This window comes from Nocardia sp. NBC_01009, from assembly GCF_045208035.1.
Lineage (GTDB): Bacteria > Actinomycetota > Actinomycetes > Mycobacteriales > Mycobacteriaceae > Nocardia.
The window spans coordinates 2,343,621-2,369,381 of the sequence record NZ_CP108695.1 but is presented as its reverse complement, the minus strand read 5'-3'; the positions used below and the strand labels follow the sequence as shown (position 1 = coordinate 2,369,381).

The 25,761-nt window shown below is 66.6% G+C and carries 24 protein-coding genes and 1 riboswitch; of the genes, 10 read left to right on the top strand and 14 right to left on the bottom strand.

Features of this window, described 5'->3' with window-relative positions; all coding sequences use genetic code 11:
* Positions 1–38 precede the first annotated feature (38 nt).
* Both OHA42_RS10405 and OHA42_RS10400 read left to right on the top strand, forming a co-directional pair.
* A complete protein-coding gene (locus OHA42_RS10405) occupies positions 39–1,193 on the top strand; it encodes an epoxide hydrolase family protein (protein WP_406236559.1) in 1,155 nt (384 codons plus the stop codon).
* 138 nt (positions 1,194–1,331) lie between these two features.
* The gene (locus OHA42_RS10400) at positions 1,332–2,126 is read left to right on the top strand and encodes a LysR family transcriptional regulator (protein ID WP_406236557.1); all 795 of its coding nucleotides are present in this window, start codon (positions 1,332–1,334) and stop codon (positions 2,124–2,126) included.
* A 16-nt stretch (positions 2,127–2,142) separates the two neighbouring features.
* Here OHA42_RS10400 and OHA42_RS10395 read toward each other — a convergent pair whose 3' ends face one another.
* The 4 genes from OHA42_RS10395 to OHA42_RS10380 all read right to left on the bottom strand — a co-directional run bounded on the left by OHA42_RS10395 (position 2,143) and on the right by OHA42_RS10380 (position 8,989).
* Positions 2,143–4,074, bottom strand: a complete 1,932-nt coding sequence (locus tag OHA42_RS10395; RefSeq protein ID WP_406239265.1) for a primary-amine oxidase — start codon at positions 4,072–4,074, stop codon at positions 2,143–2,145.
* A gap of 217 nt (positions 4,075–4,291) precedes the next feature.
* On the bottom strand, positions 4,292–5,434 hold the full coding sequence (locus OHA42_RS10390) for an MFS transporter (RefSeq protein WP_406239263.1): 1,143 nt from the start codon (positions 5,432–5,434) through the stop codon (positions 4,292–4,294).
* Positions 5,435–5,917: 483 nt separating this feature from the next.
* Entirely contained in the window at positions 5,918–7,135 is a 1,218-nt protein-coding gene (locus OHA42_RS10385) for an NADP-dependent isocitrate dehydrogenase (protein WP_406236555.1), read from the bottom strand.
* A gap of 360 nt (positions 7,136–7,495) precedes the next feature.
* Positions 7,496–8,989: an MFS transporter gene (locus OHA42_RS10380; protein ID WP_406236554.1), complete on the bottom strand. Its 1,494-nt coding sequence runs from the start codon at positions 8,987–8,989 to the stop codon at positions 7,496–7,498.
* 134 nt (positions 8,990–9,123) lie between these two features.
* On the opposite strand from OHA42_RS10380, the gene OHA42_RS10375 reads away from it, so the two are divergent.
* From OHA42_RS10375 to OHA42_RS10365, 3 genes are all read left to right on the top strand, one after another.
* Positions 9,124–9,873, top strand: coding sequence for a TetR/AcrR family transcriptional regulator (locus tag OHA42_RS10375; RefSeq protein WP_406236552.1), 750 nt, complete (start codon positions 9,124–9,126; stop codon positions 9,871–9,873).
* 52 nt (positions 9,874–9,925) lie between these two features.
* A riboswitch (SAM riboswitch) is annotated at positions 9,926–10,036 on the top strand.
* 86 nt (positions 10,037–10,122) lie between these two features.
* A complete protein-coding gene (locus tag OHA42_RS10370) occupies positions 10,123–11,472 on the top strand; it encodes a bifunctional o-acetylhomoserine/o-acetylserine sulfhydrylase (RefSeq protein WP_406236550.1) in 1,350 nt (449 codons plus the stop codon).
* A 74-nt stretch (positions 11,473–11,546) separates the two neighbouring features.
* Positions 11,547–12,632: a homoserine O-acetyltransferase gene (locus OHA42_RS10365; RefSeq protein WP_406239261.1), complete on the top strand. Its 1,086-nt coding sequence runs from the start codon at positions 11,547–11,549 to the stop codon at positions 12,630–12,632.
* A 63-nt stretch (positions 12,633–12,695) separates the two neighbouring features.
* On the opposite strand, the gene OHA42_RS10360 is transcribed toward OHA42_RS10365, so the two are convergent.
* Positions 12,696–12,908 carry a hypothetical protein gene (locus OHA42_RS10360; RefSeq protein WP_406236548.1) on the bottom strand — a complete coding sequence of 71 codons (213 nt, stop codon included), beginning with the start codon at positions 12,906–12,908 and terminating at the stop codon, positions 12,696–12,698.
* Between OHA42_RS10360 and OHA42_RS10355 the strand changes: the two genes are divergently transcribed.
* Positions 12,852–13,730, top strand: a complete 879-nt coding sequence (locus OHA42_RS10355) for an oxygenase MpaB family protein (RefSeq protein ID WP_406239259.1) — start codon at positions 12,852–12,854, stop codon at positions 13,728–13,730. The genes OHA42_RS10360 and OHA42_RS10355 overlap by 57 nt on opposite strands.
* Before the next feature lie 4 nt (positions 13,731–13,734).
* On the opposite strand, the gene OHA42_RS10350 is transcribed toward OHA42_RS10355, so the two are convergent.
* On the bottom strand, positions 13,735–14,067 hold the full coding sequence (locus OHA42_RS10350; protein WP_406236546.1) for a hypothetical protein: 333 nt from the start codon (positions 14,065–14,067) through the stop codon (positions 13,735–13,737).
* Positions 14,068–14,240: 173 nt separating this feature from the next.
* The gene (locus tag OHA42_RS10345) at positions 14,241–14,618 is read right to left on the bottom strand and encodes a winged helix-turn-helix transcriptional regulator (RefSeq protein ID WP_406236544.1); all 378 of its coding nucleotides are present in this window, start codon (positions 14,616–14,618) and stop codon (positions 14,241–14,243) included.
* Between the two features lie 69 nt (positions 14,619–14,687).
* Between OHA42_RS10345 and OHA42_RS10340 the strand changes: the two genes are divergently transcribed.
* Complete coding sequence (locus OHA42_RS10340; RefSeq protein ID WP_406236542.1) at positions 14,688–15,335, top strand: nitroreductase family protein; 648 nt, start codon at positions 14,688–14,690, stop codon at positions 15,333–15,335.
* 121 nt (positions 15,336–15,456) lie between these two features.
* Here OHA42_RS10340 and OHA42_RS10335 read toward each other — a convergent pair whose 3' ends face one another.
* The gene (locus OHA42_RS10335) at positions 15,457–15,702 is read right to left on the bottom strand and encodes a DUF3017 domain-containing protein (RefSeq protein ID WP_328412754.1); all 246 of its coding nucleotides are present in this window, start codon (positions 15,700–15,702) and stop codon (positions 15,457–15,459) included.
* 300 nt (positions 15,703–16,002) lie between these two features.
* Between OHA42_RS10335 and OHA42_RS10330 the strand changes: the two genes are divergently transcribed.
* On the top strand, positions 16,003–16,548 hold the full coding sequence (locus OHA42_RS10330) for a carboxymuconolactone decarboxylase family protein (protein ID WP_406236540.1): 546 nt from the start codon (positions 16,003–16,005) through the stop codon (positions 16,546–16,548).
* 105 nt (positions 16,549–16,653) lie between these two features.
* Positions 16,654–17,118, top strand: a complete 465-nt coding sequence (locus tag OHA42_RS10325) for a tRNA (cytidine(34)-2'-O)-methyltransferase (RefSeq protein ID WP_406236538.1) — start codon at positions 16,654–16,656, stop codon at positions 17,116–17,118.
* Positions 17,119–17,151: 33 nt separating this feature from the next.
* Here the strand turns inward: OHA42_RS10325 and OHA42_RS10320 are convergent, their stop codons facing one another.
* The 4 genes from OHA42_RS10320 to OHA42_RS10305 form a co-directional block, all read right to left on the bottom strand.
* Positions 17,152–17,382 carry a DUF167 domain-containing protein gene (locus tag OHA42_RS10320; protein WP_406236537.1) on the bottom strand — a complete coding sequence of 77 codons (231 nt, stop codon included), beginning with the start codon at positions 17,380–17,382 and terminating at the stop codon, positions 17,152–17,154.
* Positions 17,345–18,388 carry a DUF4349 domain-containing protein gene (locus OHA42_RS10315; protein ID WP_406236535.1) on the bottom strand — a complete coding sequence of 348 codons (1,044 nt, stop codon included), beginning with the start codon at positions 18,386–18,388 and terminating at the stop codon, positions 17,345–17,347. Before OHA42_RS10315 ends, OHA42_RS10320 begins: the two co-directional genes overlap by 38 nt.
* A gap of 223 nt (positions 18,389–18,611) precedes the next feature.
* A complete protein-coding gene (locus tag OHA42_RS10310; RefSeq protein WP_406236533.1) occupies positions 18,612–21,956 on the bottom strand; it encodes an error-prone DNA polymerase in 3,345 nt (1,114 codons plus the stop codon).
* A 92-nt stretch (positions 21,957–22,048) separates the two neighbouring features.
* Complete coding sequence (locus OHA42_RS10305; protein WP_406236531.1) at positions 22,049–22,504, bottom strand: hypothetical protein; 456 nt, start codon at positions 22,502–22,504, stop codon at positions 22,049–22,051.
* Positions 22,505–22,638: 134 nt separating this feature from the next.
* On the opposite strand from OHA42_RS10305, the gene OHA42_RS10300 reads away from it, so the two are divergent.
* Positions 22,639–23,622 carry an SDR family NAD(P)-dependent oxidoreductase gene (locus OHA42_RS10300; RefSeq protein ID WP_406236529.1) on the top strand — a complete coding sequence of 328 codons (984 nt, stop codon included), beginning with the start codon at positions 22,639–22,641 and terminating at the stop codon, positions 23,620–23,622.
* A 203-nt stretch (positions 23,623–23,825) separates the two neighbouring features.
* On the opposite strand, the gene OHA42_RS10295 is transcribed toward OHA42_RS10300, so the two are convergent.
* A complete protein-coding gene (locus OHA42_RS10295; protein ID WP_406236527.1) occupies positions 23,826–24,920 on the bottom strand; it encodes a sucrase ferredoxin in 1,095 nt (364 codons plus the stop codon).
* Between the two features lie 43 nt (positions 24,921–24,963).
* Complete coding sequence (locus OHA42_RS10290) at positions 24,964–25,722, bottom strand: alpha/beta fold hydrolase (protein ID WP_406236525.1); 759 nt, start codon at positions 25,720–25,722, stop codon at positions 24,964–24,966.
* Between the last annotated feature and the right edge of the window lie 39 nt (positions 25,723–25,761).

Below are 25,761 nucleotides of genomic sequence, written 5' to 3'. Positions count from 1 at the left end.
GTGTTGTTCCCGACAGGCCATTCTCGCAGGCTAAGGCAGTGCCAGAGATCAGACCGTTCCGTATCGAAATTCCCCAGGCCGACCTGGATGATCTGGCGCAGCACCTTGCGAACACCCGGTCGGAGGCTCCCTTCGACGAGCTCGTGGGTAATGCCGACTTCGAGCTGCCGGTCCAGCTCAGCTGGGACTACCGGGGGCCGCGGTCATACGTGCAACCGCTTCTCGAATACTGGCGCGATCGGTTCGACTGGCGCGCACAAGAGCAGCGGCTCAACAGTTTTCCCCAGTTCACCACCGAGATCGATGGACAGAACATTCATTTCGTGCACGTCCGCTCCCCGGAACCGGACGCGACACCACTGCTTCTCGTCCATGGCTGGCCCAGCTCCTTCACCGAATTTCTCGGCCTGATCGACGAGTTGACCGATCCACGCACGCACGGCGGCGACCCCGCCCATGCTTTCCATGTCGTCATCCCGTCCTACCCCGGCTTCGCGTTCTCCAAGCCGGCGGATCGAGCCGGCTGGCATCCGGTTCGGGTCGCCGCCGTCTTCAACGGACTGATGGCCAGACTCGGCTACGACCGGTTCGGCGTGCACGGCAACGACGGCGGCGCCATCGTCGCGCCGGAAATGGGCAGACTCGCCCCGGACAAGGTGATCGGCGTGCACGTCGACCAGATTTTCTCCTTCGCCAAGGGGGAACCGGACGAGCTGAACGGGCTCAGTGACTTCGAACTGAAGCTGATGGGTTTCGGGCAGCAGTTCCTCAAAAACGCCATCCACGACTCCGCATGGCGGGCACAACGGCAGGCCATCGGCCGGGCGCGCACGGATTCGCCCGCAGCCTTGATCGCGTGGAGCGGACAACCCACCTGGAGCGGGCAGGTGCTCACCGATTCGATGACACCGGACGAGCTGCTGACCAATATTTCGATCTACTGGTTCACCAGCACCGCGGCGCCCTCGGCCCGGTTCTCCTTCGAAACCAGCGACGCGGACGCGCCGACGACCGTGCCGATCGGACTGGCTTCCTTCGGCTACGACTTCACGCCGCCACGCAAGTTCGCCGAACGCGACCACGCCAACATCGTGCAGTGGAACAAATACGAGATCGGCGGTCACTGGGCGGCCCACGAGGTGCCCGACCTGCTGCTGGATGACATCCGCGGCTTCTTCGCAAAGGTGCACTGACACCGCCCGGCCACTGCTCGCCGTCGCGACCTTCGAGGGGTCGGTCCCGGCAGCGACGCATCAGGTGCTCGGAATGATCTCCCACTCCCGGCGTTGCACGAGTGCGCGAACCGGGCGACAACGGAAGGCGGTAATGCCGTGGAACTGCGGGACATAGAGATTCTCCTGACGCTGGCCCAGGAGCTGCACTTCGGCCGCACCGCGCAGCGATTGCAGTTGTCCCAGGCGCGGATCAGTCAGTCGATCAAGGGCCAGGAACGCCGTCTCGGCGCGCTTCTCGTCGATCGCACCAACCCGCGCAATATCCGACTGACACCGCTCGGCACGCAATTGTGCGCCGACCTGCTTCCGGCGTATCGCGATGTGCGACAGGCGCTGGACCGGGCGCGGTCGGCCGCGGGCAGTGCCTCCACGATGCTGCGCATCGGCATTATCGGCGGGAACGCCCACGATTACCGCTCGATCTGGCAGACCTTCCGCACCAGACACCCCGAATTCGTGCTGCAGATCCGGTCCATTTCGTTCACCGACCCGTTCGGCCCGCTGCGCCGCGGTGAGACCGACGTCGTCATCGCCTGGCTGCCGGTCGAGGAGCCCGACCTCACCGTGGGGCCGACGCTGTTCACCGAGCCGATGGTCGCGGCGGTGTCGCAGAACCGTGAACTGGCCGGGGTCAAAGGCCGCGCCATCCAACGGATCTCGACGGTGTCGAACGGTGACAACATGTCCAAGTCCGTGCTGGGCTCCGACGGCGCCATCCATAACGTCTCCGACCATCTGCCCCGGTACTACAGGCCCGGCGTCAGTTATCTCCCCATCGCCGACGCACACCTGCTCCGCTGGGCGCTGGTCTGGCACAGCGAGTCCGAAACCGATCAGATCCGCGCGCTGGCGCGCATCGTCGGCGAATTCGGCAGGCCCGACCACCGCTGACTCGACCGAAGCGCTGTCATGGGCGCTGGTGGCAGGCTTTCGGCGGAGTCGGTGCGACGTCGAGCGCGGGATTGCGGTCGAAGAAGCCGACAGGTTTGAGCCAGAAGTTCACCGTGTCCACCGGCATGATCGGCCAGTCCTCCGGGCGGGTGATGTGATGGATGCCGAAGACGTACCAGAGCACTACGTCGGTGTTCACGATGGACCGGTTCGCCGCCGTCCACTCGGGCAGCCCGTGATCGACCTTGCTCTGGGTGACGAATTCTCCTGCGGGCCAGCGCTCGTCGGGAGAATTCGGGGTGACCCACAAGGTGTGCTCGATTGCCTTGCAGCGCGCGAGGATCGGCGATCGCGGATCGAACATGGCCGGAATCGCGCCCCCCGGCACCAGCTTGTAGGCCGGTGCGGTGCCCAGTCCGTTGGTGGTGTTGTCGTTTGCCACTTTCCAGACGCGCTGGGTCGACCAGTCGAAGTCCTGCTTTCCTTCGGCTTCGGTGCGCAAGGGAGTGTTGTTCTGCCGCAACGAAAGTCCGTAGGGGTTATCCGGTCCCATCGGGACGATCTCGGTCTCGCTGCGGTAGACCGTGTTCTCGGTGCCGTCGATGTCGAGATCCAGGCGGGCAACCAGAAAGTGCTGATGGAACGGCGCGTAGGTGCGCTGGTCGACCAATGTGCCATGCGGGTGCGCACCGCCTGCCGGGAAGTGACCGACAACCATAATTCCGGTCGCACGGACCTCACACTCGATATTGCCGTCCTGGTAGAAGCGCCAGTAGACGAGGTACTCGTAGTTCGCGACGGTGACGTGGGAGGACACTGTCAGCCTGCGCATTCGACGCACCTCGGCGCCCGCGTGATGGTCGACGTGTTTCCACAGGACGGCGTTGTCCTCTTCGTGGAGGCAGATGGCGTTCCTGATCGTGACGGGTTCACCACTGCTGTTGTGCACCACCGCATCGAGGTAACGGATCTCGCCGAGGCAGTCGCAGCCCAATTCGAGCGAGGTGGTCATGAATCCGATGCCCCACTCACCGATGTCGAAGGCCGTTCGGCGGTAGTGGTCGGTGCAGTGATCCCGGTACGGAACCATCATCTCCGCGAAAGAGAGCCGGTTCGCGATCGAGCGGATCCGGCCGCCGTCGTTGTACTTGACCGCATGCAGTGTCATGCCCTCGCGATAGTTGAAACCGACGCGCAGCGACCAGTTCTGCCACTCGACCTTATTGCCCGCCACTGCAAAGGACGGCCCATCCGGCTGCGTTATCTCCAAGGGGCGCAACGGTTGCCGGGTGCTCGCGGCGCGAATCCGGTCCGGGATGTGGCGAGGGACGTACTCGCCCATGATCTCCGGTGTGTCGACCGTGCCGGTGTCCTCGATCTCGAGTAACTCCATGGTGTTCATGTCGATGATGCAGTGGAATCCGTTGACCGGCCCGGCATAGGGGTTCGCGCCGTCGGCGGCCCTGACCCAGGTATCGGACCAGCCGAGCCTGCGACCTCGATACTGCGGCGGCAGCACCGCGTCACCGTAGGTCCAGGTGTCCATGAACACCAGGCTCATGTCGGTGATCCCCCGCGCGGCCAAGGCCTCGATCACCTCGGGATGCCCGCGCAGCGCCGCGTCGGCCTCCTCCCATTCGTCGAGGGTGAAGTTCGCCTGCACGCCAGGCAGGTGCGTCCAGGACAGCACGGTGTCGGTGGTCAGCGAGACGAGCGCCTTGTAGGTCTTGTTCTCGGCCCGCTCGAAACACACCACGTGCGCGTTGCGGTCGGGCACCGCTGCATCGGCATCGAACGCTGCTATCTCGGGCTTCGACGGCTCGGCGAGTTCGATCGACGCGTACCGCCAGCCGGGGCCGACGCCGTATGTACGGGTCAGCACGGCGACAACTCGACGGAACTCGTCGGACGACAGCGGATCGAGCGGATGGAACGTATCGGCCACGATTACTCCCTACCGGTCGAAGGTCCTCGGTGTGACGGGCTCGCTGCAACTTCGCTACGCCGACCCTACGACGCCGAGCAACTCTTCCGGCACTGTTCGGCCCGCGCCGCAACAGGCGTCGGCCGTGACGGGCAGCAACGCACCAGCAGACCATGAGCGGTAGTGCCTTCCCCACGGCGTTTCCACACCCAGCCGCAGGACTCGCCCGGCCGACGGAACGTCAGGAGTGCACAGTGCGCCGCGAAGTCCAGACGGTGATGGTGAACAGCACAACACCGAGTACCGCGAGGCCCGCACCGACGGTCGCGGGAGCGGTGTAACCGAGGCCCGCGGCGATAACGAGGCCGCCGAGCCAGGCGCCCGCGGCATTGGCGATGTTGAGGGCGGCATGGTTGAGGGCAGCGGCGAGGGTTTGGGCGTCGGCGGCGACGTCCATCAGCCGGGTCTGGAGGGCAGGGGCCAGTGCCGCGCCCGAGGCGCCGATGAGGAAGGCGCCGATGGCGGCGGTGTACGGGTTGTGTGCGGCGGCAACGAATCCCGCGAGGATGACGACCATCGCACCGAGGGCGGCGACGATCGCGAAATCGACGCCACGGTCGGCCAGGACGCCGCCGACGATGTTGCCTGCCACCATGCCCAGGCCGAAGAGCATGAGGACAAGCGGGACCAGACCCGCTCGCATATCGGCGACGTCGGTGAGCGTGGTGGTGATGTAGGTGTAGACGGCGAACATGCCGCCGAAACCGACCGCGCCGACGAGCAGAGTCAGCAGAACTTGCGGGCGGCGCAGCGCACCGAGTTCGGTCATCGGGTTAGTGGTTCTGATGCCGGTGAGCTCCGGCACGTAACGCAGAAGGGCGGCCACAGTCGCCAGTCCGATCGCCGCGACCACGACGAAGGCGTCCCGCCAGCCGAGATGCTGGCCCAACCAGGTGGCACTGGGAACGCCGACAACGTTGGCGGCGCTCAAACCCAGCATAACCGCAGCAACAGCCTTGGCACGCTGCCCCACCGGGGCGAGGGTCGCGGCGGCCAGCGACGCAACGCCGAAATAGGCGCCGTGCGGCAGGCCGGCGATGAAACGTGCGACAACGAGGGTTGCAAACGTCGGGGCGAGCACGGTCAAGGCATTTCCGATGGTGAACGCCACCATCAGCACAACGAGCAGACGCTTGCGCGGCACCCGGGCGCACAGGGCGGCGATCAGTGGAGCGCCGACGACCACGCCCAGCGCATACGCCGACACCGCGTGCCCTGCCGTCGGCTCCGACACACCCATGGCACTCGCGATGTCGGGCAGCAAACCCATCGTGACGAACTCGGTCGTCCCGATCCCGAAGCCGCCGAGCGCCAGCGCCAGCATCGCCGGGATGTGCCAATCCCTCCGTTCGGCCTCGACTGGTGCGATGGGCGGCGGGGCTACGGGACTGGTCACGTATTCATGTAACCGCCCGCCCGGCCCTTCCGCTTCCCGGGCAAACGTGAGTTCGCCCACCTCAGCGTCGAGTTATCGCGCAGGTCATCCCGCGAACGACCCGTTCGAGCAGCCACCGGGCAATCCGGCGCTCAGCCGGAATGCAGTGGCTCGCGGCGTTCGAAGGTGCGCCGGTACTCGGCGGGTGACACACCGATGACGCTCGCGAAATGACGGCGCAGGTTGGCCGCCGTGCCTCGGGGCCGCAGCCTCCGAGCGGAGTTGACCGGCTCGAGCCGCAAACAGTTCGGGCACCCGTACCACTTGCCGATCCGAGCGACCGGCATGCAGTCGCCCGCGGCGTGGTGCGGGTGCCCGTTTGTTCGCGCCCGGCGCCGGAATGTTCCAGCGCCGGGAGTGGTGGGAGTCCGGTCAGCGCAGGGCGCGGGCCAGATTGGCGTCGAGCGCACCGAGGAACTCCTCGGTGGTCAGGTAGCCCTGGTCGCCGCCGACGAGCGCGGCCAGGTCCTTGGTCATCTGCCCGCCTTCGACGGTCTTGATGACGACGTCCTCGAGAGTCTGCGCGAAGCCGATCACCTCGGGGGTGTTGTCCAGCTTGCCGCGGTGCTCGAGACCACGCGTCCAGGCGAAGATCGACGCGATCGGGTTGGTCGAGGTCGGCTTGCCCTGCTGGTGCTGGCGGTAGTGCCGGGTGACCGTGCCGTGTGCGGCCTCGGCCTCACAGGTGCGCCCGTCCGGGGTCAGCAGCACCGACGTCATCAGGCCGAGCGAGCCGAAGCCCTGCGCGACCGTGTCGGACTGCACGTCGCCGTCGTAGTTCTTGCAGGCCCAGACGTAGCCACCCTCCCACTTCATGGAGGAGGCCACCATGTCGTCGATCAGCCGGTGCTCGTAGGTGAGCCCCGCCGCGTCGAACTGGGTCTTGAACTCGGCGTCGAAGACCTCCTGGAAGGTGTCCTTGAACATGCCGTCGTAGGCCTTCAGGATGGTGTTCTTCGTGGACATGTACACCGGGTAGTTCTGCGCGAGTCCGTAGTTGAGCGATGCGCGCGCGAAATCCTCGATGGACTTCTTGAAGTTGTACATGCCCATCACGACGCCGCCGTCCTCGGGCATTTTCACGACCTCGTGCACGATCGGCTCGCTGCCGTCGTCCGGGGTGAAGGTGAGGGTGACAGTACCGCCCTGGAACACCTTGAAATCGGTGGCGCGGTACTGGTCGCCGAAGGCGTGGCGGCCGATGATGATCGGCTTGGTCCAGCCGGGCACCAGGCGCGGGACGTTCGAAATAATGATCGGGGCGCGGAAGATCGTGCCGCCGAGAATGTTGCGGATGGTGCCGTTGGGCGACCGCCACATCTTCTTCAGGCCGAACTCCTCGACGCGCGCCTCATCCGGGGTGATGGTGGCGCACTTCACGCCGACGCCGTGCTGCTTGATGGCGTTGGCGGCGTCGATGGTGACCTGGTCGTCTGTTTTGTCCCGGTACTCGATGCCGAGGTCGTAGTACTCGAGGTTCACGTCGAGATACGGGTGGATCAGCTTGTCCTTGATGAACTGCCAAATGATCCGAGTCATCTCGTCGCCGTCGAGTTCTACGACGGTGCCTTCAACCTTGATCTTGGACATGGATCTTCGTGTCCTCCTAGGATGGTGCCCTCATTGCACGGCCAGGCGAACACTTGTGAGCGGACCCCAGCTGTTCCAAAGACAACGTATATGCCCCGCGTTGTCCGCGGAACGTGTGGTGCAAACAAGACAAGCGTACTGCTGGTGAGGATCTCACCGCGCGGGCAGCCCCCCGAGTGAGCGCGCCCGAAATGGTTACCGACAAGTAGGTCGGGAGTGGCCGCGATCACACGCGAGCCGACGACCGACGCGGCGTTGTGCCCGTCACCACGGCGTGTCCTGCGGCGGGCAAAAGAAAGTCCACGTATCGCCACCGAGCGGAGGCGATACGCGGACTTCCGATGCCGTGAGAGGAAGATCTCAGACCCCGACGTGGACCCGAGCGCCGTCCTCGGAGCCCTCGATCAGGTTCTGCGGCTTGTCCCTGATCATGAACGCGATCACCGGGACCGCGGCGAGGAAGAAACCGGCGCCGACATAGAACGCCACGTCGTAGCTGTGGATCGAGGCACGGGCGACCAGGTTGTCGAGCGTCGGATTGCCCTCCGCGAACGACTTGGCCGTCTGCACCGAGATGGTGGTCAGCAGGGCGGTGCCGACCGCGCCGCCGACCTGCTGCGCAGCGTTCAGCAAGGCACTTGCCACACCAGAGTCCTCTTCCTCGACCTGATGCAGCGCGACGGTCTGCATGCCGACGAACAGCGGACCCATGCCGAGCGCGATCAGCACCTGCGCGGGCAGCACACTCGCCGCGTAGCTGTCGCCATAGCTCAACTGCGCCAGCCACAGCAGACCGAGGACACCGAGCACGGCGCCCGCCACCATCAGCGGCCGCGGGCCGAGCTTCGGCAGCAGCGCACTGGTGACACCGGCGGAGATCGCGATGCCCGCAGGGAACGGCAGGAACGCGAAGCCGGCCTTCAGCGACGAGTAGCCGAGCGTGATCTGGAAGTAGTAGCTCAGGAACAGGAACATCGCGAACATCGCGATCGGGATGAGCAGCGCGGCGAGGAAGGCACCGCCGCGGTTGATCTCACCCGGAATGTGCAGCGGCAGCAGCGGATTCGAAGAGCGACGCTCGATCGCGACGAATGCGATCAGCAGCGCGACACCCGCGACGAGCAGCCCGAGGGTGCTGCCCGCCAGCCAGCCGTCGTCGGCGGCGCGGCTGAAGCCGTACACGATCGCGATCAGGCCGAGTGTCACGGTGACGGCACCCGGCACGTCGTAGCCGCCGGTGCGCGGGGCCGGTATGTCCTTCACCACAAAGGCCAGCGCGCCGACCAGAGCGAGAATGGCGATCGGGGTGTTCACCAGCAGGCACCAGCGCCAGGAGGCGTACTCGGTGAGCGCGCCACCCGCGATCAGCCCGAGCGCGGCCCCGCCCGCGGAGATTCCGGCGAAGACACCGAACGCGGTCGCGCGTTCTTTGGCCTCGGTGAAAGTGACCGAGAGCAGCGAAAGTGCCGCCGGCGCAAGCAAAGCCGCGAACGCGCCCTGCAGCGCGCGGCCGGCGAACAGCTCCACACCGTTCTGCGCGAGACCCGCCAGCGCGGAGGCCGCCGCGAATCCCACGAGACCGACAATGAAGATCCGGCGCCTGCCGAGGTAGTCGGCGAGCCGGCCGCCGAGCAACAGCAGACCGCCGAAGATCAGCGTGTAGGCAGTGAGCATCCATTGCTTGTTGCCATCACTGATGTCGAGATCACGTTGTGCGAACGGCAGCGAGATGGTCACGATGGTGGCATCCAGCACCACCATGAGCTGGGCCAATGCGATCACCCCCAGGGCCCACCAGCGCGCCGAACTGCCTTGTTTTCCCGGAACGTCTACCGCTGTCGCAGTCTCGGTCACCTTGATCTCCTTGAAACTCGAAGTCGTGACGCCATCCTGTCATTGTCAGACATTTGTCGTCAAGGGAAAAATGTCGCAATCCGACATTTGACCGCTAACGACACGAAAAGTCCCAGTTGCGATACAGTGGAAGGATGCTCGAGTCATCAACGCCGACCGGCGCGAGCGCAGCAGCGGACTCCCCTGCCAGCGCCGAGTCGAACCAGGACCTGGACCAGGACCGGGCCGCAAATCCGGCGCCTGCCGGCCTGCGCGAGCGCAAGAAGCAGCAAACCCGGTTGCGCATCATCGAGGTCGGACTCGACCTCTGCGACGCGCACGGTTTCGATGCCACCACCGTCGAGCAGATCGCCAATGCCGCCGACGTCTCACCCCGCACGATCAACCGGTATTTCGACAGCAAAGAGGACATCATCCTCGGGCCGATCAAGGACTTCGGCCGCACTGTCGCCGAGACCCTGCGCGGACTCCCGGTCACCGGCAACGAGCTGCAAGCGCTGCGTGAAGCCTTCCTACGGACCGTCGACCAGGCGGTAGATGGAAACGACATGATGCTGTCGTTCCGGCAGTTCCAGCAAATGCAGCGCATCCTGCGCAGCAGTCCGTCGGTCAGTGCGCGCAGCCTCGAGCACGCCGACAACAAGACCGCCGCGATCGCCGAGGTGCTCGCCGAGCGACTCCAGACCCAGCCCGACGCACTGGAGGTGCGGCTGATCGTCGGCACCTGGCAGCTGATCGGTCAGCTCGGGATGGAATGTTCGGTCGACATCTTCGACGACGGCGACCCGGCGGCAGCGGCCTTGGCGGGCCGCACCGCGTTCCTCTCCACCTTCGACGAGTTCGTGCGCATCTGCTGCGTACCGCTGGCCACCGCAACCCGGTGAGTTTCCACGACGATTTCGATCGTCGACCGACCGCCAGCTATGATGCCGATCAGGTCATGAGTGCCAGCGCGAAGCCCCGGCTTGCTGGACGGCAACCCTCCAGCAGCGGTGGGGTGCTCCGGGTGATGACCGGGCTCTCGAAAGTCGAGAGCAAGCGCGCACTTCAGGAGGTACCCCCAATGTGTTGTTGTCCGTCGCCCGCATCCCATTAGCAAGTAGTTCTGGCGAACAACCCCTTTGGAGCAAGACATGAGTGACCCCATCGCGTCCGCGGCCGATCTCGATCCGATCGCATCCGATCCGACGCAGTGGTCCTTCGAGACCAAGCAGGTCCACGCGGGGCAGGCCCCGGACGAGGCCACCGGCGCCCGCGCCCTCCCGATCTACCAGACCACCTCCTACGCCTTCCGTGACACCGATCACGCGGCCGCGTTGTTCGGCCTCGCCGAGCCGGGCAACATCTACACCAGGATCATGAACCCGACCCAGGACGTGGTCGAGCAGCGCATCGCCGCCCTGGAGGGTGGCGTCGCCGCACTGTTGCTGGCCTCGGGACAGGCCGCGGAGACCTACGCGATCCTCAACCTGGCCTCGGCGGGCGACCACATCGTGTCCAGTCCGCACCTCTACGGCGGCACCTACAACCTCTTCCACTACTCACTGCCCAAGCTCGGCATCGAGGTCTCCTTCGTGGCGGACCCCGACGACCTGGAGCAGTGGCGTGCGGCCATCCGGCCGAACACCAAGGCGTTCTACGGCGAAACCATCGCCAACCCGAGCAGCGCCATCTTCGACATCCCGGGAATCTCCGCGATCGCGCACGCCAACGGACTGCCACTGATCGTGGACAACACGGTCGCCACCCCGTACCTGATCCAGCCGCTCGCGCACGGTGCCGACATCGTCGTGCACTCGGCGACCAAGTACCTGGGCGGCCACGGCACCGCGGTCGCGGGTGTGATCGTCGACGGCGGCACGTTCGACTGGACCGTGCGTGACGAGCAGGGCGAGCCGCAGTTCCCGGGTTTCACCACACCGGACCCGAGCTATCACGGTGCGGTGTTCGCCGACCTCGGCGCACCCGCGTACGCGCTGAAGGCGCGCGTGCAGCTGCTGCGCGACCTCGGTGCCGCGGTGTCGCCGTTCAACGCCTTCTTGATCAGTCAGGGCGTCGAGACGCTGAGCCTGCGCCTGGAGCGCCACGTCGCCAATGCGCAGGCGGTGGCCGAGTTCCTGACCGGCCAGCCCGCCGTCGAAGCGGTGTACTACGCGGGCCTGCCGTCCTCGCCGTGGCACGAGCGCGCCAAGCAGCTCGCGCCGAAGGGGCCGGGCGCGATTGTTGCGTTCGAGCTCAGCGGCGGGGTCGATGCGGGCAAGAAGTTCGTGGACGCATTAGCACTGCACAGTCATGTCGCTAACATCGGTGATGTGCGTTCTCTCGTGATCCATCCTGCCTCGACCACGCACTCGCAGCTGACACCCGAGGAGCAGTTGGCCTCCGGCGTCACGCCGGGGCTGGTTCGGTTGGCGGTGGGCATCGAGGGAATCGACGACATCCTCGCCGATCTGCGAGCCGGTTTCGCGGCGGCGGCGACGTGACCGTGCGCGCCGAACCGAGTGCCGTGCGACCCGCCGCGGCGGTGGCCCTGCCACCGCCGGACGGGCGGCTCGGCATGATCGCCATCGGGGACGTGCGGCTGGAGAACGACGCGGTCGTCCAGGACGTGCACCTGGCCGTGCAGCGCTGGGGTGAGCTCTCCCCCACGCTGGACAACGTGGTGCTGGTCGAGCACGCGCTGACCGGCGACTCGCATGTGATCGGACGCCCGGACGACATCCATCCGCTGCCCGGGTGGTGGGACGGCATGGTCGGTCCCGGCGCGCCGATCGACACCGACGAGTGGTGTGTCATCGCGACGAATGTGCTCGGCGGCTGCATGGGCAGCACCGGACCCACCTCGCTGGCTCCCGACGGAAAGCCGTGGGGCGCAAGGTTTCCGGAGATTTCGATCCGCGATCAGGTGAACGCGGAAGTGGCGCTGATGGATCTGCTCGGCATCGAAAAGCTGGCCGCGGTCGTCGGCGGGTCGATGGGCGGCATGCGAGTGCTGGAGTGGATGGTCGGCACCCCGGATCGGGTCGGCGCCGCCCTGGTGCTCGCCGTCGGCGCGCGCGCCACCGCCGACCAGATCGGCACGCAGACAACGCAAATCGCCGCGATCAAGGCCGACCCCGACTGGCAGGGCGGCGACTATCACGACACCGATCGCGCCCCGACGACCGGCATGGGCATCGCACGGCGCATCGCGCACCTGACCTATCGGACCGAGTCCGAGCTGGATCACCGCTTCGAGAACAACGCGCAGGGCGACGAGGATCCGTGGCGCGGCGGCCGCTATGCGGTGCAGAGCTATCTGGACCATCAGGCCGACAAACTCTGTAGCCGTTTCGATCCGGCCACCTACGTCTTGCTCACCGAGGCGATGAACCGGCACGACATCGGGCGCGGGCGCGGCGGGGTCGAGGCCGCGCTTGCCGCGACGCCGGTGCCGTGTGTGGTCGGCGGCGTCGACTCCGATCGGCTCTATCCGCTGCGCACCCAGCAGGAACTGGCCGATGGGCTGCCCGGCTGCGATGGACTGGAGATCGTGCATTCGCGCGACGGCCACGACGGGTTCCTCACCGAGGCGGCCGCGGTGTCGAAGCTGCTGACCGAGACGATGCGGCTGGCTCGGGTGCACCGCAAGCCGGTCGACTGACACCCGCTATTTCGGCGAGCCCGGGCACTGGTTGCCGGGCATGCGAAATACCTTGTCCCAAGCCTATTCGGCGACGGGTGCGCCGACGAGCAGACCGACGATGGAACGCACGTAGGCCTGCAGCCGCTCTCTGGGATAGGCGTCGGGCTCACTGACCGCCAGCCGGCCGAGCATCTCGGCGATGGTCAGCAGCGAGCCCCCGACTCGCCGAGCTGGAAGATCTGGACCGCACCGACCGCAGTGATCGGCTTCCAGCGCGCGGTGGTCCTCGAACATTTCGACCCGTTCCTGACCGCGGCCGTCGCCGACTCCCGCGGCATCTACACCGACCCGCGCAAGCGCCTCGACCACACCTTCTCGTACTTCCTCATCGTCGCGGTCGCCGACGGCCGCACAGCCATCGAGGCCGCCGAGCACCTGATGCAGGTGCACGCCCCGATGACCGGCATCGAACCGATCAGCGGGACGCGCTACAGCGCCAACAGCCCGGAGACCCAGCTGTGGATCCACATCACCGGCTGGCACTCGGTACTCGAGTCCTACGAAATGTTCGGGCCGGGCCCGCTGTCTCCCGAGGAGGAGACGCGCTACTGGCACGAGTGCGCGATCGCGGCCGAACTGCAGACCTGCAAGCCGGATGACGTGCCGCGCTCCCGCGAGGAGGTGCGCGCATACTTCGCCAGGGTCCGCCCGCGACTGTGCACCTCCGAGCGCGCCGAGGAGGGCATGCACCACCTGCTGTGGACCTCACTGCGCAACGGTGCGGGCCTCAGCTATTTCGCGGGCAGCAGGCTGCTGTCGCTGGCTTCGGTCGCCACGCTGCCGAAGTGGATGCGCAAGCTCGGCAGGTTCGATCGGCCGCGCATCGTGGATCTACTGGTCCGTCCCACCGCCCGGATCATCGTGCGGGGCGCGTCCGCGTTCAATTCCTACGGCCTCATCGTCGCGGCGCCGTTCATCGCTCCGATGGCGGGTCAGATCCTCGAACAGCACCTGAAGGGAGAACCGCCCGCCGAGCTCGAGACGATCACGCCGGCACAGGCGCGCAGCCGCTACGGTGCGCGCAGCGGACGCGCGGTCGTGGCCGAAGCGAGCTAGCGCACTACCCCTCGGGCGCGCGATCATCCTCCAGCGCGCTCCACGGTCCTGTCGCCCATTCCGCACCGTTGCGAAACGGCTTACTGATCCACGCAGGCCGTGCGGGGCAGCCGGTCAACCGACCCGCGCCCGCCCTGCTGCGCGTGGCGACCAGGTAGTAGCCCTTCGAATCCTGTTCCAGGGCCGGTAGATACGCGCAGACCAGCCCCGCCGCCATATCCAGATCGCCCGCCATGGCGGTCCCCACGAGCGGCGCGCCCTCGCGGCCGTTGTCGTCGAAGGCCACCACGGTCCACAGCGAATGTGCCCCGCCGCTCCCGCCATCGGTATCACTCATGCCGTTTCCCCTGCACTGGAGTCGCTGCATCGGACCGGACCGTCGGGTTCCCGGACGGCCTCGGACTCGCTCGGCATCCGAGCTATAGCTCATGAAAACCATTGCGAGCCGGAGGATTCAGTTTACTACCCGAGACACCCGGCGTGGATCGGGTCGCGATATCCGCACCGGCCTCAGCCTGCCGCGAGACGCCTGGCCTCCTCGACCCGGTTGATATTGGTCTCGATCCACTCGCGTAGCGCCGCGATCGGAGTGCGCAGGCTGCGGCCGAGCTCCGTGAGGTCGTAGTCGACGCGCGGTGGAATGGTGGGATGCACTGTGCGCGTGACGAATCCGTCCGTTTCGAGCTGACGCAGAGTTTGCGTGAGCATCTTCTGCGAGACGCCATCGATGCGGCGGTGCAGGTCTGTGTAGCGCATCGTCCCGTCGGCGAGGGCATCCACGATCAACACCGTCCACTTACCCGCGACCTGGTCGAGGAGCTGCCGGGTAGGACACTTCGCCGAGTAGACATCGGCAGGTAGCCCACTGGCCTCATGGATCGTACGCACGTTTTCGAGTGTAACGCACTTTCAAGTGCCGTCTTCCCATTGGAGAGCAACTCTCCGATAGTAAGAATCATGACAACACAGACACTTTCGGTTCCCGACGCCATTCGCACCCGCCGCACCACGCGCCACTACCGCCCGGACCCGGTGCCGAGGGAGCTGCTCGAGGAGCTGCTGGACCTGGCGGTCGAGGCACCCACCGCGTGGAATATGCAAGACCGTTCGATCGTGGTGGTGACCAGCGAGTCCGGCCGCCGCAACCTGTCGTCCGCCGCCTTCGGTCAGCCGCAACCACTGGAGGCGCCGGTGGTGCTGGTCTTCGTCGCCGAGACGGCAGCCTGGGAGGCGAGCAATACCGACATCGCCGAACTGGCGGGCCGCAACGGCGCATGGAACGCGGAGTTCACCGCGATGTTCGACTCCCGCGCCGAATTCCACTCGCTGCACCAACGCGGGCTGATCCGCGAGAACGCCGTGAAGAACGCGATGATCGCGGCAACCTACGTCATGCTCGCCGCCACCAGCCTCGGCCTGTCCTCGGCGCCGATGAACGGCTGGGACCCGGACCTCGTCAAGAAGGCCATCGGCATCGACGACCGCCCCGACCTCGCCATCACGGTCATGGTCGCCCTCGGCTACAGCGACGCCAACCCACCGCACCCCGGTCGCCGCCCGCGCGAGCACACCGTGTTCGCCGAGCGCTACCCCGCCGACCGGTGATCTAACTGATGCGGGCGTCGTCCTCGCCGACGACATCGGCGAGGACAACCGAACGACCTTGTGCCCACCGAAAATTTCGCTCCGTCACCCCAGTCACGAATCCGACGCGAGCGCTGCCCCGTCAGCCGACGCCGAGGGTGTTGATCGTCGCGGCGATGAAGACGATCAGGGTGCCGAGGATGCTCAAGGTCGCGACATCGAAGGGCTTGCTGCGCACCGCGAGCAGGCCGACCCGAGCCGTCGGCAGACACAGCCGGAAGGCGGCAGCCAGCAGCGTCGCGCCACCGAAGAACAGCGCCCCACGACGCCAGCGATCCGAGGCGACAAAAATCACCGCGAGCACGATGACCACCGCCACGATGACCATCGGCAGGTGAGAGCGCAGGAACTGCTCACCCCGGTTCCTACCGGACTGCCGTTCGGCGGCAGAGGCGTCCACGTCGGTCACGCACCGATTCTTGCAGACACCAAGCGGCCGGTCACAGACAGCGGTCATCCCACCGTGAGTTGTTCGACGACGGCGACACCTTCGACCTCGATGAGATGTCCGGCGCAAACAAGGCCGCGCCGCCGACCAGCACCACAGTTTTCGGAGCATGGAAAGCCTCTACTACAGGGCGTAGTTTCGAGGTACGGTGGGTTGATCCGACGCAAGGAGGTACCGGCAATGAAGGCATTCGCACGGATTCGACAAACCCTGCGCGCGATTCGACAGGCGAAGCGAAACCGGTCCGATCTACTCGGCTGGCTCATCCGACGACCACAGGTCCTGATGAGCACGATCGGGTACGAGACGGCCTTGCTGTTCAGCAATCGACTGGATCCGAAGCTCAAGGACCTTGCCGAGCTGAAAACCGCCGGCCTTGTCAACTGCGAATTCTGCCTCGACATCGGCTCCGCGGTGGCCCGGTCGAGCGGCCTCACCGAGCAGCAACTCACCGACCTGCCGCGTTACCGAACCAGCGACGCCTACAGCGACCTGGAGAGACTCGTCATCTCCTTCGCCGAAGCCATGACCACGACCCCGGCCACCGAGCTCGACGACCTGCGCACCGCATTGCTGGCACAGCTGACCAAGACACAGGTCGCCGAGTTGGCCACCACCATCGCCTGGGAGAACGAACGGGCCCGCCTCAACCAGGGCCTCGGCGTGCGTCCAACCGGAATGGCGGACGGCATGGCCTGCGCCCTGCCGGAGCGGCCTGCCGAGTAAGCCTTCTCCGGCCCACAGCCGACGCACCCGCGTGCATGGCCGATCCTGCGATCGCCGACGGTAGGCAAACAAGTTGGCTGCAACAGAACCTGATTGACTGGCCTGGTGTTCCGATTGATGTTTCACGAGCCGGCCATCCCGGGGAATACCGGCAATGCGATCCGACTGGTCGCCGGGACCGGGTGTGAGCTGCATTTGGTCGAACCGCTGGGGTTCGACCTTTCGGAGTCGAAGCTGCGACGGGCCGGGTTGGACTACCACGATCTGGCTTCGGTGACGGTGCACGAGAATTTGGCGGCGGCGTGGCAGGCGCTGCGGCCCGAGCGAGTGTTCGCGTTCACTACGCAGGCCCAGACGCACTACACCGAGGTGGCCTATCGGAAGGGGGATGTGCTGTTGTTCGGCACCGAGCCAACCGGTCTGCCCACGGAGGTGCTTGCCGACTCCCATATCACTGAGCAGTTGCGGATCCCCATGCTGCCGGGGCGGCGGTCGATGAACCTGTCCAACGCAGCCGCGGTCACCGTGTACGAAGCTTGGCGGCAACTCGGTTTTCCCGGCGGGGTGTAAACGCCTCGTCCCTTATGCGGGAGCCCACGAATTTCAGAGGTCGACTTCGAAGCGTTTGAAGCGCGAGGTCGCGCCGGCGGCCAGGCGGACAGCGGATTTGGGGACGCCGTAGTGCTCGGCAAGGAGTTCGATGGCGGCCTTGTTCGCCTTGCCTTCGACGGCGGGGGCGCGGACGTACAGCTGCAGAGTGCCGTCGTCGAGGGTTTCGATGAGCGGGCCTTTACGGCTATTCGGTTTTATCGTCGCCCTTACCACTGTCGACACCTGCCGCTCCTGTCTCGCCGCTGGTATCGGGGCTCTTCGAGGTGGCCGCAGCCTTCGGTTCGGGCACCGATTCCGCCGCGACCGCCGGTTTCTTCGGCGTAGCCGATTCTTCTGTCGCCGTGGCACCTGGTTTCCGGCCGGGCCGCCGCACGATGCGCACGATGCCCCAGACCACCGCGCCGACGACCACGAGGAAACCGAGCCACGGAATCGCCTTGCCGCTGAAGACAACCGCGTCCTTCAGCCAGTCCATCAGCGAGTGCCAACCCGAGACGATGCCATCCCAGAAATTGGTCGGCCCGTCGTCGTCGGACTTCTTGTCTGCGGTGGTGATGTCGATGGTCAACGTGGACAGTGCGACCTGGTCGTCGAGGTGACGCTTCTGCGCGGTGAGGCTGTCGAGTTCGCCTTGGCGGCTGGACAAGGCGCTTTCCGCGGCAATGAGATCCGCGGTGCTTGTTGCGCCGGCGATGAGTGCGCGCAGCCGGTCGACCGAGGCCTGGAGCGCCTTGATCCGCGCGTCGAGGTCTTCCCACTGCATTGTGACGTCATCGCGGTTGGTGCTCACCTGGGTGACGCGGCCGAGGCCGCCGAGGCCGTCGATGAACTTGTCCGTCTTGTCCGAGGGCACCCGCACCGTGAGCGTGGCGCTCGGGTCGACGTCGTCGCTGCCCGGTTGTTCGGTGCGGCTATCGATCCGGCCGTCGAGCAGCCGCACCTGATCGGCGACCTTGCCGGCGGTGCCGACCGGGTCGCTCGCGGTGAGGGACACGCTGCCGGTGACAACCTCTTTACGCAGCGTGATCGACTCACCGCCTTGCCCACGGTTGTCCTGTTTCGTCGCCGGGCCTTGTTCGCGCAGCCCTGGCGGCGCGATCGCGGGTGCGGGTGCGGGTGCAGTGGCCATGGTCGACCCATCCGAGGCGGAGCTGCCGTTGTCGTCACCGCACCCGACGAGCAACGTCAAACCCAGCAGGCCGGTCATCACGACAGCAAGCTTGCGCATGACCGAAGACTAGCCGCTGCAGTGAGTTCGGTCACCGAGCTCGCCACCCGGGTTATCCCGCCGGTACGACGCCGACCAGCCTGACGAGGAACCTTTCGATCTGATCGGTGAGCGGCGGCCACGGTTGGTCCGGCTGGTTGAGTCGGATCGATACCGCACCGTGGACTGCCGCACGCAGCCGATCCCGGCGGATTCGGTCAACCAGAACGGAATGTTCTGAGCATCAACGGAAGTCGCGAGACTTCGCCTCGATACGCAGGTCCATGCGCTGCAGATGCTCGGCGACCACGCTGACCGCGCCTTCGGCGTTCTGGACGCGGCCGCGGATGAGAAGAGCAGGGGCGCCCTGGGCCAGGCGGCGGTAACGGGTCCACAGGCCCACCGAGCAGACGACGTTCACCATGCCGGTTTCGTCTTCCAAGTTGAGGAAGGTGACGCCCGCGGCGGTGGCGGGGCGCTGCCGGTGGGTGACGGCGCCGCCGACCAGGACTCGGGAGCCGTCGGGGACGGCGAGCAGGCCGGAGGCGGGGATGACACCGAGGGCGTCGAGTTGGGGGCGCAGGAATTCGGTGGGGTAGCTGCCAGGGGAGACGCCGGTGGCCCAGACGTCGGCGGCGGCGAGTTCGAGCTCGCTCATGCCGGGCAGGGCAGGGGCGGTGGTGGCGGCGCCGGTGCCGGGCAGACGGTCGGGACGTTCACCCGCAGCGGCGCCCGCCGCCCAGAGCGCCGCGCGGCGAGTGCTGCCGAGGCTGCCGAGCGCGCCCGCCGTGGCGAGTGACTCCGCTTGAGTGACAGTGAGTTCCACGCGGCCGGTGAGGTCGACGAAGGAGGTGTACGGCACCGACCCGCGGGCCGCGACAATGCGTTCGGCGAGGTCGGCGCCGATGTGGCGGATTGTCGCGAGGCCGAGGCGCACCTGGGTGCCGCGCTGCTCGAGAGTCGGTTCGGCGCGGCTGGCGTTGATGTCGGGACCGTGCACGAGCACCCCGTGCCTGCGGGCATCGGCGACCAGCGACTGCGGAGAGTAGAAGCCCATCGGCTGGGCACGTAGCAAACCGGCGCAGAAGGCCGCGGGATGGTGCAGCTTGAACCACGACGAATAGAACACGATCGAGGCGAAGCTCTGTGAATGGCTTTCCGGAAAGCCGAAATTCGCGAAGGCATAGAGCTTTTCGTAGATTCGGTCGGCGATCTCGCCGGTGATGCCGTGCAGCTCGCGCATACCCTCGTACAGCCGGTCCTTGAGTCGTTCCATGCGCTCCGGAGAGCGTTTGGAACCCATGGCGCGGCGCAGTTGGTCGGCCTCGGCTGCGGTGAAACCGGCGACATCGACGGCCATCTGCATGAGCTGCTCCTGGAACAGCGGCACGCCGAGGGTACGCGCGAGCGAATTCCGCAGGGCCTCATGGTCATAGGTCACCTCTTCGAGCCCGTTGCGGCGGCGGATGTAGGGGTGTACCGAGCCGCCTTGGATCGGACCCGGTCGAATCAGCGCCACCTCCACGACCAGGTCGTAGAATTTCCGCGGTTTCAACCGGGGCAGCGTGGCCATCTGAGCGCGTGACTCCACCTGGAAAACGCCCACCGAGTCGGCGCGCGACAGCATTTCGTAGACGGCGGCTTCCTTCAGGTCCAGCTTGTGCAGCTCGACCGTCTCCTCCTTGTGCTCGCGCACCATATCGATCATGTAGTGCAGTGCGGAGAGCATGCCGAGGCCGAGCAGATCGAACTTCACCAGATTGACCGCGGCGCAATCGTCCTTGTCCCACTGCAGCACACTGCGGCCGGGCATCCGCGCCCACTCCACCGGGCAGACATCGGCGATGGGCCGGTCGCAGATCACCATGCCGCCGGAGTGGATGCCCAGATGCCTCGGCAAACCCTCGATTTCGGTGGCCAACTCGAGCACCTCCGCGGGAATGTCGGTGCCGGTCTCGCCACCGACGCCGGTCCAGCGGCTCACCTGTTTGCTCCACGCATCCTGCTGGCCCGGTGAAAAGCCCAGTGCGCGTGCGGCATCACGCACCGCGGACTTGCCGCGGTAGGTGATCACATTGGCCACCTGAGCGGCATAGTCGCGACCGTATTTGGTGTAGACGTGCTGGATCGCCTCCTCACGGCGATCGGATTCGATGTCGACATCGATATCGGGCGGGCCGTCGCGCTCCGGGGAGAGGAACCGTTCGAACAGCAGATTGTTGGCGACGGGGTCGACATTGGTGATGCCGATCGCGTAGCAGACCGCCGAGTTGGCCGCCGAACCACGGCCCTGGCACAGGATGTCGTTGTCCTTGCAGAAGGTGACGATGTCGTGCACCACCAGGAAGTAGCCGGGGAACTCCAGCTTGTCGATCACGGCGAGCTCGTGCTCGATCTGCTGGTATGCCCGGGGATTTCCCGCTCGTGGACCATATCGGTCGGCAGCGCCCGCGAGTGTCAGCTCACGCAGCCACGACTTCTCGTCGTGTCCAGCAGGCACATCGAACGGCGGCAGCTTCGGTGCGATCAACTTCAGATCGAAGGCGCAATCGCGGGCGAGCGCCACCGCGTTCGCCACCGCCTGCGGACAGGCGGCGAACAGCTGCGCCATCTCCGCGCCGGAGCGCAAGTGTGCACCGCCGGTGGGAGCCAGCCAGCCTGCGATCTCGTCCAGGCTCCGGCGCGACCTGATCGCCGCGAGCGCCATGGCGCGGCGACGCTGGCCGGGTCCGGCGAAATGCGCTCCGGTGGTGGCCAGCACGGGTAGGCCGAGCCGGTCGGCCAGCGCGACGAGATGGGCGTTGCGCTCGTCGTCCTCCGGAATGCCGTGGTGGGTGAGCTCCACGCTCACCCGGTCGGCGCCGAACCGTGCCATCAGATCGCGCAGGGTCGCTTCCGCCTCGGCGAGGCGAGTGTCTCCCGCACCGAGGTCACGCTCGAGGGCTTGGCGGACATGGCCTTTGCGGCAACCGGTCAGGATGTGCCAGTGCCCGTCCGCCGCGGCGGTGAGCGCGTCGAGGTCGTAGCGGAGAATGCCCTTCTCCCCCGCGGCCATGTGGGCGGCCGCGATCTCACGCGATAGTCGCCGATACCCCTCTTGGCCCCTGGCGAGTACGAGCAGATGCGGACCGGCGGGGTCGGGCGAGCCGGTGCGCGGCGCCGAATCCGCGCCTACGGCCTGCGCCGCCGCCTGCCGCTGCGCACCGAGTGACAGCTCCGCGCCGAAGACCGTGGGCATCCCCCATTCCTTGGCCGCCTCTGCGAAGCGCACGGTTCCGTAGAAGCCGTCGTGGTCGGTGAGCGCGATCGCCGCCAACCCGAGCCGGACCGCCTCCTCCACCAGTTCCTCCGGCTGGCTCGCGCCGTCCAGGAAGCTGTAGGCCGAATGTGCGTGCAACTCCGCATACGGCACCACCGGCCCCTCGGCGGGTTCGACCGGCTCGGCCCGATACGCGCCGCGCTTGCGCGACCACGCCGGACTGTCGCCGCCGTCGCCGGGGTACATCGCCTCCGGGTTGGTCCGGCCGGGACGCCCGGACAGCACCCGCTCCAGCTCCGCCCAGGTTGGTGGACCATTGCTCCAACCCATGACATATCACCTCCTCAATTCTCGAACATACATTCGAAAGATTAAGAAGGGGCAACGGGCGGCAATCTCGGAGATTCACCCGTCGCCGCAGGTCAGCCAGCTGGCAGCGACTCTTTCGACGCGGCGGTCAGCGCGGCCCCGACCCGGTCGAGCTTGGCCCGGATCACGGCGCCGTAGGCGTCGTTGGCGAGGATGTCGAGATGGCCACGGGCGATGGCCAATTGCATACGGGCGGTGTCGAAGTCGCCGACGCGACGGTGACTGTCGGCCAGGCTGAGATACAGCGCGGGGAGGAAACCACGGAGCCCCTCGTCGAGCGGAACGCCGGGACCGAATACCGCGGCGAGCGCGCGCTGATCCCACAGCAGCGCCCCATCGGCGGCGTCCTGCAGATCGGCAAGATGATGCGCAATCAGGCAGCGGTGCAAGGGATCTCCGCCTACACCGATCTCGATCCACAATTCCTCGAGCAGCCGCCGGGCCACCTCCGGGTTCCCACTTCCGAGCCGCACCGCGGCAAATACTTCCGCCATCCGATCGTCCGCCATGCGCAGAGTATCGCACATATGTTCGAAGGATTCGAGATGCGTTCGAGCGTGAGCCCTGCTGTGACGGGGCCCACTTGGCAGGTAAACTTACTTAAGAGTAAGTTCGTGCCAAATCGACCTGCAAAGGAGCAGCGATGACCCGAGCATCCGCTGACGACACCAGCCCGCGCGGGCCGGCCCGGCGCAACCGCCGCGACCTCACCGGCCGACACATCCTCATCACCGGCGCTTCCTCCGGCATCGGCCGGGCGGCGGCACTTGCCGTCGCGGACAAGAAAGCCATCGTGTTCCTGCTCGCGCGCCGTGGCGACGAACTCACGACCGTGGTCGAAGAAATCAGGGCCGAGGGCGGCATCGCCTACGGATATCAGTGCGACATCACCGATTCCGAATCCGTCGACCAGGTCGTCAAGGCCATCCTCGACGAACACGGTCACGTCGACATGCTGGTCAACAACGCTGGCCGCTCCATCCGCCGCGCCATCCACCGCTCCACCGACCGGCTGCACGATTTCGAACGCACCATGGCGGTCAACTACTTCGGCGCATTGCGGCTCACGCTTGCCCTGCTGCCGCAGATGCGGGAACGCAAGTTCGGCCACATCGTCAATATCAGCAGCGCCGGTGTGCAGGTGGCCACCCCGCGCTTCGCCGCATATCTCGCGAGCAAGGCAGCGCTGGACAAGTTCACCGAGGTGGCTGCGGTCGAAACCATGGCCGACGGTGTCACTTTCACCACCATCCACATGCCGCTGGTGCGCACTCCGATGATCACCCCGAGCGGCGATCAGGGCCCGGCCGAGTCCCCGGAATGGGCGGCGGCCACCATCGTGCGCGCGCTCACCGAACGCCCCAAGCGCATCGACGTGCCGCTGGGCACCTTCGCCGAATACGGCGCCCTGCTCACCCCCAAGATCCGCGACCGCATCCTGCATCGCTATTACCGCGCACTGCCCGACTCGCCCGCAGCCAAAGGCGAGCAAACGGAATCCGACCCGGAGGAAATACCGGAAACCCTTACTCCCCAACGCGAGCCACGTCCGCAGTCGACGGCACGCCGCGTCACCGGCACCGCCCTGCGCCGCGCCGCCCGCTGGGTTCCCGGCACCCACTGGTGAGCGCTGCTGCGCCATCGCGCAGGGGGCGATGGCGCCGCAGCGATCAGCCCAGTACCAGGCACGGTTCCGGGAGATCGTTGCGCGCCTGCGCGCGGACGGCGCCCCACATAGCCATGCCGAAAAGGGGGTGTTGGCGGCAATGTGCAGCTGCCTGGCCTCCGCCCGTACGTTACCCGCCACTCGAGATTCGGCGATCTCGAGCGTTAATCGTCGGCGAGGAGCCGGATTTCGTCGGCGACCACCGCGGTCACCGGCTTCGGCGCCGCGCCACAACTGGCTTGACGTGGAGCGAAGGCCACCGAGCGTGCAGTCACACGCCAACGACGGCCATCACGGTGAGTGACCACTGCTGCGCCTGCCAGCGTCGGGGCGGCCGAGGCACTCGCCACCGTGGGGGTGGTCGTAGGCGCCACCGAGGCACCGGCCTGCGCGGAGGCCGACACAGACCCTGCCGAGCCCTCGACCAACGCAGAGGCCGACACAGACCCTGCCGAGTCCCCCACCGGCACAGAAGCCGACGCAGACTCCACCGAGGCACCCATCGGGCCGAAGGTAGTTGCGGTGGGCTCGAGTTGCACGGCGAGTTCGTCGGTAGCTGCGGAAATCTGTTCGCGCACAGCGAGTTCGGCGATCTGTTCAATGGGTTTGTAGCAGCTGCGGCCGCGAAGACCGGTCATCGAGACCTCGCCGCGAGTGGCGGCTTCGACCGCTTGCCTCGCACCGGCGGCATCGAGGCGGCCGTAGGTCAGGCCGGAGGGCAGCAGGACCACGGCGGGGGCGAAACGGTGGCCGCCGGTGTGCGAGCACTCCCACACGCGGCCGGGGTATTCGGCGGCCAGGCTCGCGGCGATCGGGCGGCCGAGCAGCGCACAGCATTGGTCGCGTTTTCCGTGGGCGCACACCAGGACAAGCGGATCGTCGACGGGTGCACCGATTCCCGGCGGCGGACCGTTGAGCAGGTGCAGATCCAGGTCGAGCAGCTGCTTCAGATCGGTGATCTCGAAGCGTTCGCACCACGAACCCTCTGGCCGTGAGCTTGCGATCAGAACCGTTCGGGCACCAGTGAATTCACTGCGCCCCGGCCGCCGGATCAGCGTCGGACGGACCTGCGCCGCCTTGGTGCGGGCCGCCAGTTCGGCAGTGATCTCCGGCCCGAGCACCTCGTCACCGATGACGTCACGGCCCCACGCGCCCGGCTGCTCGACGCACAGCCAGCCGGTCACCCGAGTCGCGGTGCCTGGCAATGGAATATCGACGGCGGCCGCCGCCGAACACGACATTCCCTCGAATCCGCTCATCGGCGCGTCACGACCCGTGCCACCTCAGCCCGGCTTCTGGCCATTAGTGCGCGGCGAGGAACGGGAGGACAGCAGCCTCGAATTCGCGGTAGCGGTCGCGGTGGATGCTGTGGCCGCAGGAGAACGCTGTCACTGTGCAGTCCGGGATGTCGGTGTGCACGATGGCCAGTTTCTCCGGGTCGACCATGCCGCCGGGGCCGCCGCGCAGCACCAGGGTCGGTGCGGTGATGTCACGCAACCGGTCCCACCATTCCGGGTTGGGTTTGCGGAATTGTTCCAGCGCGGTCCGCGTCATGGAACGGTCGAAGGCCAGCACCGCGCGCGGATGCCGGATCAGACTGGTTGTAGCGTGCCAGAGTTCGGGGATGGTCGGGAAGCGGCGGGTCAGCGTCACCTCTTCGTCGCCGGAGCGCAGCGGCAGCGGGCATTCCTCGATGACGAGACGTCGCACCAATTCCGGCCGTTCCTGCGCAACGCAGGACACCGCGTAGCCGCCGAGCGAATGTCCGACCAGGTCCACGGTGCTCAGACCGAGTCGGTCACACAGTTTCAGCACATCGGCGCCGAATTCGCCGAACAGGTAGGAGTCGGTGTGGGAACTGCGGCCGTGCCCGCGCAGGTCGGGGATGATCACCCGGCGGCCCGCCTGCACCAACGTGTGCGCGAACCGATCCCAGGTATGCCCATCCCCACCCATGCCGTGCACGAGCACTACCGGAACGGCATCGAGCGAGACCGCCCCCAAATCCCGGTAGGCGATCTGTACGTCATCGAGCACAGCCCGGCTCACGGTCAGATCCACGATCTCCGAGGATACCGAGGGCACCGGGCACCGACTCCC

Excerpts from the sequence above, each read along its gene's own strand:
- OHA42_RS10390 (WP_406239263.1), bottom strand. The coding sequence starts at position 5,434 with ATGCTGGCGCTGGCGCTCGGCGGCTTCGGGATCGGGACGACCGAGTTC.
- OHA42_RS10385 (WP_406236555.1), bottom strand. The coding sequence starts at position 7,135 with ATGTCCAAGATCAAGGTTGAAGGCACCGTCGTAGAACTCGACGGCGAC.
- OHA42_RS10375 (WP_406236552.1), top strand. The coding sequence starts at position 9,124 with ATGCTCGAGTCATCAACGCCGACCGGCGCGAGCGCAGCAGCGGACTCC.
- OHA42_RS10370 (WP_406236550.1), top strand. The coding sequence starts at position 10,123 with ATGAGTGACCCCATCGCGTCCGCGGCCGATCTCGATCCGATCGCATCC.
- OHA42_RS10365 (WP_406239261.1), top strand. The coding sequence starts at position 11,547 with ATGATCGCCATCGGGGACGTGCGGCTGGAGAACGACGCGGTCGTCCAG.
- OHA42_RS10360 (WP_406236548.1), bottom strand. The coding sequence starts at position 12,908 with ATGTTCGAGGACCACCGCGCGCTGGAAGCCGATCACTGCGGTCGGTGC.
- OHA42_RS10350 (WP_406236546.1), bottom strand. The coding sequence starts at position 14,067 with ATGAGTGATACCGATGGCGGGAGCGGCGGGGCACATTCGCTGTGGACC.
- OHA42_RS10340 (WP_406236542.1), top strand. The coding sequence starts at position 14,688 with ATGACAACACAGACACTTTCGGTTCCCGACGCCATTCGCACCCGCCGC.
- OHA42_RS10335 (WP_328412754.1), bottom strand. The coding sequence starts at position 15,702 with ATGGTCATCGTGGCGGTGGTCATCGTGCTCGCGGTGATTTTTGTCGCC.
- OHA42_RS10330 (WP_406236540.1), top strand. The coding sequence starts at position 16,003 with ATGAAGGCATTCGCACGGATTCGACAAACCCTGCGCGCGATTCGACAG.
- OHA42_RS10315 (WP_406236535.1), bottom strand. The coding sequence starts at position 18,388 with ATGCGCAAGCTTGCTGTCGTGATGACCGGCCTGCTGGGTTTGACGTTG.
- OHA42_RS10310 (WP_406236533.1), bottom strand. The coding sequence starts at position 21,956 with ATGGGTTGGAGCAATGGTCCACCAACCTGGGCGGAGCTGGAGCGGGTG.
- OHA42_RS10305 (WP_406236531.1), bottom strand. The coding sequence starts at position 22,504 with ATGGCGGACGATCGGATGGCGGAAGTATTTGCCGCGGTGCGGCTCGGA.
- OHA42_RS10300 (WP_406236529.1), top strand. The coding sequence starts at position 22,639 with ATGACCCGAGCATCCGCTGACGACACCAGCCCGCGCGGGCCGGCCCGG.
- OHA42_RS10295 (WP_406236527.1), bottom strand. The coding sequence starts at position 24,920 with ATGAGCGGATTCGAGGGAATGTCGTGTTCGGCGGCGGCCGCCGTCGAT.